Raw genomic sequence first — 14712 nt, forward strand, 5'->3', positions numbered from 1 at the left:
TATATTATGAAACAACCTTGGGACGACTGATTAGGGTGATATCTTTACCTTCGCCCAAACGGTACACTTCTGTGCGATCGCCAACATCAATTTCAAAAAACCGATAGCTTGTAGTAAACCGCGCCCACGGTGCCAAAGGATTAATTTTTGGGAGATTGGTTGTTGCTTGGTAAGTAATTTCAAACCCCACTCCCCCATCTTGCTTGAACATCCGCAAAAAACATTCGTAGTCTCTAGCGTGCCAAAAATCAGTCGTTCGGCGACGCACCACATCTTGGGAGTCAGAACTCATCGCCCGTGCTGCTGATGCGGACACGATCAATTGCAAATTGTCAGACATTCGTGTTAAGGCAAGTTTCTTATCTGGGTTTGAGAATATTTCATCAACAATTGGTCTAAGCTCAGGGTGCAAACAAGTTTCAGCAATGTAAAACCCTGAATACTTGCTGATATCATTCTCAAATTTCCGATTAACTAGTCTTTCTGAATCACAACTAACCGACTTTCGTAAGCTCGCAAAAATCAAGTCTTCGTATAACTTCTGCTGCGATGCTGGCGTTGCTGCAAGAATTTTGAATGCAGACCCACGCATCCCCTGAATTCCTATCAAAGCACAGGTACAATCGAGGGATGCCGCCCACATTGCTAGAAATTTCCGATAGTTGGTATAAAGCATTAATGCTTCCTGGTAGTCAGGAGCTTTAATTTTGAGTAGATGCTTTACTGGATTGGGTTTAATTTCCCATCCAGGCTTGCATAGTAAAGCCCATAACGCAGAAGAATCTTCAATGGCATCCATGCATTTATGCCCCAAGCTTATTAATGACAATTATTGGTCTGTCCGTTTTTGTCAAACCTCATGCGGGATATCAAATCCTTAAGATGGGCTGGGTCTACACCAAACCTATGAGCAATGTCATACTCCTCATCTTCAGTTGGTGGTGCATTTAGTGTAAGTAAATGCTCCAAAAAAGGTTGCGACCCCCCTAAAGGCAAACCATCATCCGTAAAAGGTAACCTATGTTCGTGCATTGACTGCTCAAATACCGCAGGGCGGGTATTTTGTAGCCACGCTACAACCTCACCAGGTTTTGGCGGATCTATCCCCAGTCGATCGCATTCTTCTAATAACTCGTTTGATAATTGTGATTCTACTGCGGAGACGCTGTGCGAACGCACCACCAAATCCTGCAACCACTCCTGTAGCTTTCCTGTCTCTGGCAGTTGCCAACCCAGCGTCTGACAAGCAGCTACAAACTCTTGTCCAATAACAGCTTCCCTATGCAAATTTTTCAGAAATGCAGCATACTCGTCTTCCGATAAGACATTAAGCTGCTGCTGAAAAAACTTTTGAATTTCTCGACTTAAGCGAAATATACGTGATGCCTGAAAATCATTGTCTTTCTTGATACCTTCAATATCACCCAAGCCAAGGGAGAGATTATCTACAAACCAAACCCCTACCTGGCCAACTTCTGGTACTGATAAACCCAAGGATTCACACGCAAATATCAGTTCTATGCCCAAAGAGGTATAACCAGAAAACATCTGCTCCAAACTACCCGGTTGAGGAACCGGCTTACCACTTTTTTGAGCTAGGTCAACTAAATCTAAACCCAAATCAACTAAACGCCTTAAAGTTTTCGCCAAAGTGCCACCCAATATCGGCAGTAAATCATCTACCTTTTGCCGCACACCGGGCGCAAGGGTAAAAGATACTCGGTCAGTATCCCCTCCAGAAAAGCGTTCGCGCTGATTTGACACACGTTTTTTGAACTTGGTTTATCGAGATTTCTCTTCAGTTTATAGAAACAACAGGGGTTTTAGTTACAAACCTTAAGTTTTATATCAAAACCTATATCGCTAGAACAAATAAACACCTCACCATCAATAAACCTTGTAATTTTAGTGATGCACTAATCAAAATTAATGCGTCATTAAATATTAAGTAATATTAACTTAATGCATCACTAACTCGGCAAATCGGTAAACTTTACCTAAAAAGCACAAAAGAAGAGCTTGAGATAAATCGAGCTAACTCGGTAAAAATCGTCCAAGAGCTAATTAAAGATGCAAAAGAACTACAAAATACTAGAAGTACTACCAAAACAAGGACTAGAACCAAGGCAATTTTTACGCCACTGTTTTGATATCGCTGAACTCAGTCCCCCAGAACTTCTCGAAGAAGAAACAGACTCGCAATACCGCAAAAAATGTATCACTGTACTGTGTGCAGTCTTAGGTGTACAAAGACCAACAGTTCGCAAGTGGGGAAGTGACCTCAACTTTGACGGGATGCCCAACTACTGCAAAGTTTCACTTGCTTACATTCATGCCGCCGAAATCGTGCCAAAACAGCTAAAGAGCATCTTGAGAGGAGAATACAACGTACCGGAAGTAGATGCTCAAACGTTTCTAGAAAAAATACTCCTCGAAGGGTTAAGCGAACAACAAGTATTACAAACTGTCTCTCACGCCAATTTTCGCGCAACTTGTGTCAAAACTCTTACGCAAGTATTACATATTGGCACCAAGTCAGTCCAAGATTGGGGTCAGGATATGTCGTTTCACAAAATGCCCAAAATTCATAAACATACCTTGGGCTATGCCTTGGCTGCTATCTCCAAATCATCATCAGAAAATTGGGAAAAAGCGGCCTGACTTAATTTAACTAGTCGAATTAGGAAACTTGGTCTTAGAGATTAAGACCGCGCATACAATATCATGACTACAACAACTTTTGCAAATAAATTATACGTCGAGCAGCATCAGGTAGACTCCAATCCTACCACCCACATAGAGCAAAGTACCCTAGAGTACCTCCATACGGCTTTCCTACTCTACGAGTACAAGCAGACTTACACCAAAAAAGAATATCGCGCACTGTTAGAAGAGTATGGCTGGGACAAGGGCAGTACTGAGGAAAGGCGATCGCTCCGAATTGCCGAGATTTTTCAAGCATTTATCAGTTGCCCCGAACACTTAGCGGTTTTACCAATATCGGTACTACTTCGGTTATGTTCTGTGAACTACAAAATCCTAATTGATGAATTGAAAGATATTCCTATTGGTGGATTGACTTGTGGATTAGTGTTAGAACTGATTGAGAAAAGAAGATTGATTCTCAAAGCCATGAATCAAGAAAAAAAAGATGGCAACTGGCGAGCAACACCAGATGGAAATAGATATTATACCTTCGGCAAAATTATGGAGGATGACCACCAAACAGGGGTCTTTACCGAGAAGTTAATAGAGGAATTGGGATTGTCACCGCAGCGAATTGTCAGAAAGGCGATCGCTGACTTATATGAAAAGCATCAACCTGAAATAGCCAAGAATGAAATCGGCTCTTTTGGAGAACTAATCCCTTGTGAACAACCCACTAACACCATAGAAGAATTGATTCCTGCTAACGATGAAAGTGTCGTCAACCCAATAAACCTTGAGGGAATGCAGCGAGAACTTGAAACCTTGTGGCAAAGGGATACAGAAGAATATGACTGCGAAGAATACCTGGAAGAACCTGAAGAGTCAAACATTGACTTTGAAGAAGATGAGATTGAGGCAGTAGAAAGTACATTGGCTGGAATGTTCGGTACAAATGAAGTCCCAGCAACTGATGCAGAAGTCCTCGCAGACATATTGCGGAAAGCTTTAGATTATTCCTCAGTGCGCCGGGGGCTATGGCAATATCAACAAGCTAAAGAAGAAGCTTGGAACCTCCTTTCGGATTCGGAAAGAAAATCTGTATGGCAAATGCTTCCAGAGGCAATCAAAAAGCTTAGTAATGCCAAGCGTGAAGGGTTGATTATCAATTTTTATGAGATGGAGTCAGGAGGAGTATATAAAGTCTTTACTACAGATTACCCATTAATAGAAGAAACAATTAGTAATAGTCGGTTAGACAGATGGTTGGCAGACTTAAAACTCAGGCAGAACTCCGATTGTAATTGACATGTGTTAAAAGCCAAGTGCAAGAAATTAACATTAATTAGAATCTCAATGAACTCAACAGCAACAAACAAAAAAATAGCTGTTAGCCTATTCTCCGGGGTGGGTGGATTTGATTTGGGATTTAAAGCAGCAGGATTTGAAATCGCGATCGCCATTGATAATAATCCCATCGCCCTAGCATCGTACCAACATAATTTCCCCCACACCACAGTCTTGTGCAAAGACATTCGGGAGGTGACAGGGGAAGAAATACGCGCCTGTATTCAGACAAAGTACATAAATTGGGACGGGGAAATTCATGCCGTTTTTGGTGGGCCACCATGCCAAGGATTTAGCGTTGCTGGACTGCAAAATGTTGAAGATGAGAGAAACTCGTTGGTAGGGGAGTTTGTTCGGCTGGTGTTGGAACTCAATCCTCTTGCAGCAATCATGGAGAATGTGCCAGGGATTGAGAATCAGAAGTTTGGCACCATCACCGATTCCCTCCAAGCAGTGCTAGAAGAACATTATTTTCTCTCAAAGTGGAACCTGAACGCTTCAGATTACGGGGTTCCGCAAGCTAGAAAAAGGGTGTTTTTTGTTGCATCTAAGTTTGGAGAAATTATACCGCCAAAGCATCAACCTCAACATACGGTTAGAGATGCGATCGCGGACTTGTTGCCAGTCCCCCTACTCCCCAAGCAAAACACTCAAGAATGGCATCCAGATTGGGTGAAGGGAGAATATGCTAAGTATCTTGAAAAAATATTCCCAAATCTTGGTATAGTAACTAACATTAGAACGGGATTCACAGCGACAACACATACACCAGAAGTAATTCAGCAATTCATCAACACTCCCCCAGGTGCGAGAGAAGCTAAATCCAAATCAAAAAAGCTGCAATGGGATGGATTCTGCGTGACGTTAAGAGCCGGGAGTGGCAACCGCACCGCATTACGTCCCCTGCATCCAGTACAACCACGGGTTATCTCAGTTAGAGAAGCTGCTCGTTTGCACAGCTACCCCGATTGGTTTAATTTCAGTGAGGCAACACTCCACGCCCAAAGAGAAATCGGAAATTCGGTACCCCCATTGCTTGCCTATGCTGTAGGAATGCAAGTTAGGGAACATCTAGAATGCAATACCAGTTATCAGATTAATTGCCAAAATTGGCAAAACTGCCTATTTTTACCAATTTCTTGCAATTTTAAGAATATATCGGTTTTTGTCAATGAAATGCTGTCTTTAAGCGGGTTAAGTAAAATCAGCAAAGAGCGATCGCCTCCACATCTGGCTACAAGAAAGCAAAATTTGTTACTTGCCTGTAGGTCTGGTGAGATAATAAATGATTATTTTAACTGCGGATTCGGATTGTGTGCGTCACTCTGGGCAACAAGACCACTAAACAGGCGTACTCACACAGGAATTGATTGACGGATATGGGCTACTTCCCCAACAAATTCTCTGTGAAGCGATCGCTGACTATCACGCCAAAGCGTTCCTGATTGAGAATGTGCGTGGATTGCTGCGTCATAATTTTATTAATTATTTTACAGCTAACCCATCCAGAACTAATGCCTAAGCCGGATGAGCCTTGGGCTAACCACCTGGCACGATTGGAGCGTCATCATAATAGTGATGACCTTGATTATCGCGTTACGTTCAGCTGTTGAATGTAGCAGACTATGGCGTACCGCAAAAGCGGGAGCGGGTTTTTATTGTTGGCTTCGGAAGACGCAGAATGAAAGGATGGTAGAAATGCTCCAGTAACATTAATACGCATATTGATGACTTCTTTGCTAGCGCGGTAATATTCAAAAGCTTCATCTATTGTCATTCCAGTTTTGATAATATGAAGCACAGCTTCTTCTAAAATTAAAAGTGCCGGACCCAAAATAAATTCAAATAATATTTACAGCTTTCCAGGCATATATCAATTGAATAATTTGGATTCCATGCAGTGGTAGTAAATAAAATTTCTGTTGAACTTCAGTAATCAATTTTCTTATAACAGCGCTACGATTTTGTCTCCCATGAACCATTGCACTTAACATTTCCATCACTAAACTATCTCTTCTTTCATCAGATATCTGCTGCATTTTCTGTTGTCGCCATAATTCATATATAAATTTAACAGTTACAGTAATAATAGAATTTAGTGACATCCTGTCAATTTGTTCATTTAATATTAGTAGGTTACTGCTTCCATTCTTGCTAAGAAGGCTGAGTAAGTTTGTAAATGGTCTTCTTGCCAACCAGTCAGATTTTTTAGCTGCTTCAATTAAGGCTTGTGCATCTATGCTTGTATAATGGTAATTAGAAAGAACCAGCTTAATTACCGCTTCGTTATAATCATCTTTTTCAAAAACATTGATATTTTGACAGTGCATTAAAACCAACTGTGTCCAAACGCCATCAATATCAAACTTGGCTTTTGCAACTTGTCGTAATGCCAAGTCATCTGAGTAGAGTAAGTTTCCTGCTTCGCTTGCGATTAGTATTGTGTCAGAGAAAGAAGTACCAATTAATTCTTCTAATTCCATCCTTTCGTCTCTTCCTATATCTAAAGCTGCGTTACAAGGTAAGATTTCACAATTAGTATTAATCCAAGAAATCATTTTTTCTAAATAGTCTGCAAAACTTTTTACTGATTCGGGAGGAGTTTCGTGAATGAAATATTTGTTGCCTTCTTTTCTGAAAAAAGCAGACTCTTTTAATTGATTTACTCTGTAATCTTTAAGAGCTTTTTGTAAAATATCTATAGTTGATTGTGCTATTCCCAACTTTCCAAATGCGTTTACCACTACATCAGCAGCACCTAAGCCATGTAAAGTTAGGACTGAAACGATGTCAATTATTAATCTAATAGGCTTAGTTATGAGTAACGAGTTAGCGTGATTACTCTCTTCAGCAGTTCCAATACAACAGCGTATACCTAAATCTTCTTTGTTTATTAACCCACCCCAAACTGACAATACATCCCGGTTGACAAGTTTGGCAAATACACCCATAGGAAGCCCGTGTTGCTTGTATAATTTTTCAACCTCTAGAAAATTCTCGCTACTCTTATCAAGTACGTTTTGAATACTCTTAGGCAGTTGATCTTTGGATTCGTTAATATCTATTTGTACCATCCAGAAACCAGGAGTCTCTGGAAATCTACTCTGAAGTAATTCTAAACTTTTTTGAAAAGCGTAAACATATTTACTTTTGATATCAATTATTTTTCTAGTATCTTGAGTAATGTAATCATCTTTTAATGTGACTTCATCCCCTATAACTTTACCAAGTAGCTTCTGCGCTAAAAAACTTTTTAAATTAATTTCATCCTGCTTAACTTCTGAATTCTCGTCATCTACTAAGATAAACCAAGAAGATGTTCCATATTTGTCTTGCAAGCAAACTGCTGAATTGGCACGAACTTCAGTGTGTTCTAATAAACTGTTGCTATTGGTTTCGCGTTCGAGAAATGCAACGAAATAATTGAAATGGGCTTTTCCCTGATTAAAGAATTTTTTTCTTAATTGATACAGTACTTCAAAATATTTTTCTATAAATCCTCTGAAACCATATAAATATACAATGTTTAAACCTAATTCAAGCGATAGGTTGTTTATATCAATAGGCAAATTCAAAAAATTATCTAGCTCATCTAGTGCGTCAATACGGCAGTTAATTAAAGCTAGACGAATTCTCATCCGCAAGTCATCAGGTGACAATTGTAAATATTCATTACAGACTCTTTTTGCTTCTGGTAAGTTTCCAATACTTTCTTGAATATCTGACAGCATATAGCAGACAAATTGTGAAGCACCATACTTTTCGTAAAGTAACTGACACGCCCTAAGAGCTTTGCGAAACTGACCAGAATTATAGTAGAGTTCAATTAAAGTATGATTTAAAGGAGTATCCAGGTTGGTATTGACTATTTTTTCATAAAGATTTACTGCATCTGTATATTCACCAATGAATGAAAAAGCATTCGCTAATTCCAAAACCCATTGTACTGGAGTTGATACATTAATATTGTCTCTAGCTTCTTGCAGAAAGTTTAAAGCACCATTTTTGTCATCTAGAAATTTTGCCAATAAAGCCAAATTTATTAAATCATTAGCTGTCTTTAGCTCTTTATCTTGAATTGAGTTATATACTTGAATTGCATTAGGTACATCTTTAGTATCTATATATAATTTAATTAAAATTCTGTGTGCCCATTCGAGTAATGGTTGTTCATGGTTTTGTTCGATAAAACTGCTAACAACTTCTTTCGCTTGGCTGTAATTTTTTGTTAACGCTAAAATATTTGCAATTAGCAGAGGTGCTTCTGGAACTTCTTTTGACACTCGAATACCTTCGAGTAAATTAATGGCTTGACTATTGTCACCTTTGTAATACTGAAGTAACATAGCCTTTTCTCTGATAAAGACTGGATTTTCTGGCTCAATTTGTAATGCAATATTAACGTCACTAATAGCTTCTTCCCAAAGTCCAAGTATTCTTTTAGCTATACCGCAATTAAAAATCCATCCAGAATGCAGGTTGCCAAAGTCGGTATTCACAATCTGATTCCAGGCTTCTGTTAAAAGCCGAATAGCTTTCTGTATCTTGTTTTTGTCTGAATCATCAAGCTGTTGATTATAAATTAATAGAGAATCTTTACTAAATGACTCTAGTAAAAGTGTTCCTAAATCAGCTTTAATTTCAATTAATTTTTCTGTATCATTATCAATTGCAATTTGCAACCACTTTTCGGCCTGAACAAAATCTAGTTTTTGTCTTGTTATATTCCCTAAAGCGCCAGCTACTCTAGCTGAATTCCTATAAGCTTCTGGAACTTTATTGATTATAACTTCTATGTCCTCATCTGGAAAAAGTTGAATTAATAACGCATAAGCACTTTCATTTGTAGGATTGATTTTTAAAACTTTATGTATTAATTGTTCAGATTTATTCTGTTGTCCTAGTAACAAATTACCAACAGCAGCAAAGTAAAGAGCATTTTCATCTTCTGAGTTATAATGTAGAGATTGAATAAAATATTTACCAGCTTCTAGATACTGATGTAAACTGAGCTTGGCTATACCAATATTAGCCAAAAGTCTGTATCTAACAATAGGTTGAGCGTTATCCCATATCCGTAGCTTCAGTTTTTCCAAATATTCCAAAGCTTGTTTGTAGTTATAGCCATTAATTAAATCTTTCGCATGGTCAAGCTCTGCTTGATGTTCAGTCACTAAAATTGCAGAAGTATCAACTGGAATACGAGAATTTATAGACAATAAGCTTTCTTCAAATAATGCTGTAATCTGTTCAATTTTACAGAAAACCTGCTTAACTTCCTCAGCACTCGTACCCTTAATTACGATGTTATTGTCTCCGGTTACTATAACCACGTCAGAGACATCACCACCCAAAGCCACTGCTTTTTTTCCAGTAGCTATGGTAATCTGTTTTGACTGAACAGCAGATGCTAAAGCCTGAATGTCTGCCTCAGTCCCTATACCATTTTCAATACGATTGATGATTTCTTTCAGGTTTTCCGGCATTGCTATGGCTCCTACTTATTATTCCCCAAATTCACATCTCTTGCGCTGCCAATGTTGATGCCTTGTATTGCAGTATTTCCATTACCCTGTACTATCTGGTTATCGCGCATTTCTCCACCAGCTGCCACACTGCGATCGCCTGATGCCTGAACTAAAGCTTGTATTTGCTCGGTGGTAGTATCCTGTACAGCATCCCATCCCTCCGCAGGCAGTCCTTTGCCACCTTGGAGGAGAGCAATTGCAAAATCTTCTGTATTAATTTCAAATCTTGGTGTTTGCTCTTTGCCCATTGCTCTAACACTCTCAGGCACTGCTTTACCGAGGTAGTTCATCAGGTTAGACACCTTAACCTCTGTTTCCCCCGGTTTATTGGCAGATCCCTTTAACGCCTCAATCAGGTGATAGGTGTAAACGCTCATGGAGTTGTCAGGACGAACCCAAGAACTTTGTTCACCACGACAAGATGTAAACACTACCCGTCCTTCACCTTGCTTTAGGTCTTCAATTAAACCTTTTGGTTCGGCAGTTGCCACTACACCAGGAGGCAGTATCAGATCCTGTTCTCCATCCTTGGTAGTTGCCATGCCTGCGGCGTGACAACTATCGATTATTACCAGCAGTCGTTTTGCGGGAATCTCATGTAGGACATTGTTAAAATCCTCAGATGCTAAGGCCGAACCCTGCCAGTCAAAGGCGTTAACATCATGCTGTAACAGGTAGTAACGATTATTTTTGGTGTCCAGCCAACCGTGACCGGAATAGTACACGACTACTGTTGCTTCTGGGTCAGATATTGCTTGTTGTTTCAACCACACCAGCCCGTCTAAGATTGCTTGTCTTGTTGCACTCTGGTCGTGTAGTAGGCGAATATGTTGGTCATTGTCTGGATAAGCACATAAGTTGGGATTTACCAGTATCTGCCGCAGTGCTTGCATATCCTTCACTGTTACGGGGAGGGACAAGCGACGTTCTGCTGACTGCCCCACTCCAATGAGGAGAGCATAACCATGTGTAAATGTAGAGTGCATAACTGTAATCAGAAATAATTAATACAGCAGATTGCTAATATAGCCAACAACAGCCAAAACTGCATTTTACTGCTTGCAAAGAAACATAGCGCGTGTTTGCAAACTTAGTGTTCTCCAAATTTTCTAAGATTTCATCCGGCAATAAGTTTTCACAGAAAGCTGATTGTCGCTACCAATTGCGTTCCTCAAATTTTTCTGTTTCCAACTCACGTTCTAAGTCTTGCTGTAGTGATTGTTTCATTTTATTTGCAAAGCGCTGAACCCGGAAATTTTCATCTTCTAACCAAGAAGATATTTCTTCTTGGCGCTGTCTGGCGTGATTTGAAAATCCCCCCCAAATCGCTCCTGGTGTTGAACCAATAGAAGTACGAATATAACTTAGTATAATTTCATCATTTGTATTACAAATAATTTCTCGACTCAAAGAGTAGAAAAGTTGACCACTATTAAAAACACGCAAAATTTTAGCTACTGCATATAGTTTATGAACGTCACCGGATTTTACCCACTCTATTAAAACACTGTATAAAGGCTCTGATAAGCTAATAGCAATTTCTTTTAATACTTTGGGAGTCTTATAGAACCAAACATCTTTTCGCAGCATCCAGTCACGCACTCGACGCAGTACATTAGAGTATTCTGTACTAGACTGTATGCTTTTTGCAACAAGAGAATAAGGTAAATGGATTGCCTCATAATACTCACTTATTCCATGCTGTTCACCTTGAATTATGATTCGGCGTTCTATAAAATCTATAACTTTCATGGGGTCAATTTTCCCCAGAATAGCCAAACACTCTTCAGCCGCATAGTCTAGGCGTGAAAGGCGTTCAAAGTTTTGTACAATGTTTAAAAAATCCTCAGATGTTATGAACTTTTTTCCCCATCCATCTTGAGAATATTTACAAGACCAAGATAGCACCTCTGCTAAACGCAGTAGCACACCTTCATCACCACGATTAGCAATTATTTTGAGAAACTCAATTGAACGCAGGGGATTATGTGGTGCAAACCGCGATATAAGCTCAATAATTTTTAAATCAACTGGTGAAGATTGCTTAGTTATAAGGCAGTATAAAACTTCCCACTCTTTATCCTGAAATACACTCCAATTTAGAAAATGGTAACTACCAGCTACAGCCAGCCACAGAACCTGATCATCACTATCAACCCATGACTTTATGTAAGACCAAGCTAACTCTAGATTACTCCTATATAATCCTCCAATTATGCGACCAAGTTGCTGTTTGATGGTTAGATTTTCATATAGTGCCTTCTCTATCATTTGCTGTGCAAGTTCTGGATGTTTTTCTCCCAGCTTGTAAAACAAATTTTCAAACCAGAATGTACTACTTTCACTAGCAATTGTGCATTGGTATAATATCATCTCTAATTCACAGATTACCTTTTCTATTGTTGTAGGAGAAAGACCTTTGAGATAATGCTCAATTGTCTGCTGATGACGTTCTTCTAGTGCTTTTAAATCGAGATAGTCATCTTCAGAATCATCCCACAATCGATTCTTAATTAAGGATCGATATAGTTGATACAGGTTGTTATGTTTTAATTGCTGACTTAACAGTTCTAATTCATCTAATTGGTGACGATTAAAGCGTAGTGCATCCCGTAGCCACTCTGCTACAGCATCCAATACAGGCAATTCAGCGTTAGGAATCACTACATTTAAGAAAAATTTTACTGTGTTTTGACAGTCAGGTTTTAGCCAAGCCCAAGTTTCTGCTGTGACTTCTCTAAAATCGGTTGAAAGAGGTAATAATATTTTTAACTCTAAAGATTTAATAATTTTTAATCGCTCTGGTAAGTTAGATGCTTGACTATATGCTTGGTAGAGTATTTCTAAAGCTTGTTCTCGAACTTTGCGTAAGGATTCAGATGGTTGTAAGTAACCAGGTTGTATAATTATTCGCATATACTTGGTGGGATCTTGTTTTGTATTATCAACCACCATATTGAGCATAGGTTTAATCAAAGAAATGCTCAGTTCTAAGTTGTTTGTAAAATCTTCTTTTAGCCACACTTCTATATTATTAAGAAGGATTAGCTGCACATTATATAATTTATTGACTTTAATCTCAGCAATTCCAACTAATGCCTTACTTGCTTTCTCTCGAACTCGGCTATACTCTGCTACTAATGGTCGATATCTAGCGAGTTTGTGCAGATAATCTATAGAATCTCGCAAACTACCTATGTAAGTATAACGAAGAATCTCTACAGCTTTACCCAATACCCAATCATGTTTGATTTGCCATTTATCCCCAAAACTACCCTGATAAAACTCAGCAGGCTTGTCAGGTTCATCCACGATATCTGCTACGAGCGACAGTGCATCATCGGAACGCAGATAAGCTAAATCTTGTAACCATTCCAAAACAGACAGTCGAGTCAGGTAGTCTCCTTGAATTAAGATTTTACGCAATTCATCTAATTTGCAATCTAGTAAAAGACCAGCTTGAGTCTCTCCTTTAACTTCTGCTTCTGCTAAAGTTGTCAAAATCTCTTTAGGTTTTAATTCAAAAAATGGTTCAATAATTTTCTTTTGATAGTCTGCTTGTTTAGTCTGGAAGAAGTGGTGAAGCAAAATATGGTCAGCCAGAACTTCGGAGGTAATCTTTATAGTCTTCCAGTAACGTTCTATTATACCAGTTTCCACTAATCTAGAAATTACTCGGTCTTCATCAGATTGCGAGATATTCACAACTTTTTGAACTTTCTCTCGTAACTCCTGATTATTTAGATCAATTGTCCCTAAAGCCGCCAGAATCTCCAGATAGTCAATATAATACTGCTCTTTAAACTCATCTTTAAACTCACCTTTCAGGTCGCGGATGATGTCATTACAATGGCTGGTAAGTACTTGTTCTCGGCTGAGATTTATTACTGACTCACCACGTTGAACTAAACGAGCAGCGACACCAGCAATCAGGGGATCTCCTTTAGCAATACGAACTAAAATATGGCGTGTATCGTCGTGAGTAATTTCGTAGGGTGGGGTTCGTAGGAGTTGATCTATATCAATGTTTTCTAAAGGTTGCACCTCAATTTCATTGACTTTATAGCCAGCCAAATAGCCTAATTTGTAGATGACTGAATCTTTGAAAACACTACGTGTAGCTAAGACAAGTGTGACTTTGCCGACTAGTGCGGGGTTTATCAAAATTTCTCCCAATTGGTGTAAAAGTCCAAAGCGGTGAGCATCATCTACAACAATTACATAACGGCTGTTACAATCCAATGAAGCTAGGTCATACTCTATAGACTCGGCTCGAATGCGAACGTACCGCAGGGACGTTCCACTGGAAATAATTTTAGGAAGTTCTAACAAAACACGGGTTTTGCCAATCCCACCAGATCCATGCAGTACAATCACATCTGTTGACCCATTGAGGAGGGATTGAATTTCGGTAAGTAGTGCGTCCCTTCCTAGTAAAACTTCCCAGTAGCCAGCAAGTCTTTCTGCTGCTTTTACTGCTGATTTGGAGAATTCGCTGTGTGTGAGTAAGGCAGGAACCTTAAACGATTTCAAAACATCTTGAACGATTTGGCGAACAACTTCAGCATCCGCTCCTCTAAAAATGTAAACTAAATTACCATCGCCAGTGATGAAGACAGTATCAGTAACATCGCCACCTACAGCTATAGCTCTTTCGCCAGGTGCCAGAACAATTTGTCCAGACTCTAAGGATTGGCGGAAAATTTCAATGTCAGCATCAGTATAAGTTTTTGTAGCCAGTCGTTTGAGGATTTCCCTCAGATCATTAATATCTGTCACAGAGTATGCCTCTTGGCTCAAGCCTCACGGGTGGTTCTTATGTTGTGATAATTTACCTGATTTGGAATTATGGGCGATCGCTAGAATTCTCTCGATTGTAGCGTCCGTATTTACATTATTGTAGTACACTTGCCAAAAACATCGATTGCTCATTTCGCCTCCATAAGTTTGTATTGTTATCACCTGTGTTGATAATGCCGCTCACACTACCACTGGCAGCTACGAAGCGGAGCGATCGCCGCAATGACAGACACATTAGCTAGCTTTGCCTCCTGCCAAAACTGCGCTACTTCCGAAGCTAAGATTGCATCTTCAGTTAACAGTTTTTTCAATTGGTGACGCAACGCAGCCTGAGCATCCTTGTCAGCAGGATCGGCTTTCGAGTTTCAAGTAAGAAACAGCATCACAGAAT

At 39.4% G+C, this 14712-nt stretch carries 9 protein-coding genes and 1 pseudogene; 4 read left to right on the top strand and 6 right to left on the bottom strand.

Annotated features, from left to right (window positions below; all coding sequences use genetic code 11):
* Window positions 1–4: 4 nt before the first annotated feature.
* Complete coding sequence (locus ACM0OY_RS25490; RefSeq protein ID WP_414571614.1) at window positions 5–799, bottom strand: hypothetical protein; 795 nt, start codon at window positions 797–799, stop codon at window positions 5–7.
* A gap of 20 nt (window positions 800–819) precedes the next feature.
* Window positions 820–1764, bottom strand: a complete 945-nt coding sequence (locus tag ACM0OY_RS25495) for a hypothetical protein (protein WP_414571615.1) — start codon at window positions 1762–1764, stop codon at window positions 820–822.
* A gap of 306 nt (window positions 1765–2070) precedes the next feature.
* Between ACM0OY_RS25495 and ACM0OY_RS25500 the strand changes: the two genes are divergently transcribed.
* From ACM0OY_RS25500 to ACM0OY_RS25515, 4 genes and pseudogenes are all read left to right on the top strand, one after another.
* Window positions 2071–2661, top strand: coding sequence for a hypothetical protein (locus ACM0OY_RS25500; protein ID WP_414571616.1), 591 nt, complete (start codon window positions 2071–2073; stop codon window positions 2659–2661).
* Between the two features lie 63 nt (window positions 2662–2724).
* Window positions 2725–3954: a hypothetical protein gene (locus ACM0OY_RS25505; RefSeq protein WP_414571617.1), complete on the top strand. Its 1230-nt coding sequence runs from the start codon at window positions 2725–2727 to the stop codon at window positions 3952–3954.
* A 48-nt stretch (window positions 3955–4002) separates the two neighbouring features.
* A complete protein-coding gene (locus ACM0OY_RS25510; protein ID WP_414571618.1) occupies window positions 4003–5367 on the top strand; it encodes a DNA cytosine methyltransferase in 1365 nt (454 codons plus the stop codon).
* A pseudogene (locus tag ACM0OY_RS25515) lies at window positions 5339–5662 on the top strand (DNA cytosine methyltransferase); the annotation flags it as partial. The gene ACM0OY_RS25510 and the pseudogene ACM0OY_RS25515, both read left to right, overlap by 29 nt.
* Window positions 5663–5834: 172 nt before the next feature.
* Here the strand turns inward: ACM0OY_RS25515 and ACM0OY_RS25520 are convergent.
* The 4 genes from ACM0OY_RS25520 to ACM0OY_RS25535 form a co-directional block, all read right to left on the bottom strand.
* A complete protein-coding gene (locus tag ACM0OY_RS25520; RefSeq protein ID WP_414571619.1) occupies window positions 5835–9479 on the bottom strand; it encodes a tetratricopeptide repeat protein in 3645 nt (1214 codons plus the stop codon).
* An 11-nt stretch (window positions 9480–9490) separates the two neighbouring features.
* Window positions 9491–10507, bottom strand: a complete 1017-nt coding sequence (locus ACM0OY_RS25525) for a caspase family protein (RefSeq protein WP_414571620.1) — start codon at window positions 10505–10507, stop codon at window positions 9491–9493.
* Between the two features lie 169 nt (window positions 10508–10676).
* On the bottom strand, window positions 10677–14300 hold the full coding sequence (locus ACM0OY_RS25530; RefSeq protein WP_414571621.1) for an ATP-binding protein: 3624 nt from the start codon (window positions 14298–14300) through the stop codon (window positions 10677–10679).
* Window positions 14301–14415: 115 nt separating this feature from the next.
* Window positions 14416–14556: a hypothetical protein gene (locus tag ACM0OY_RS25535; RefSeq protein ID WP_414571622.1), complete on the bottom strand. Its 141-nt coding sequence runs from the start codon at window positions 14554–14556 to the stop codon at window positions 14416–14418.
* Between the last annotated feature and the right edge of the window lie 156 nt (window positions 14557–14712).

The organism is Nostoc sp. CCY 9925, assembly GCF_963920935.1.
Taxonomy (GTDB): Bacteria; Cyanobacteriota; Cyanobacteriia; order Cyanobacteriales; family Nostocaceae; genus Nostoc.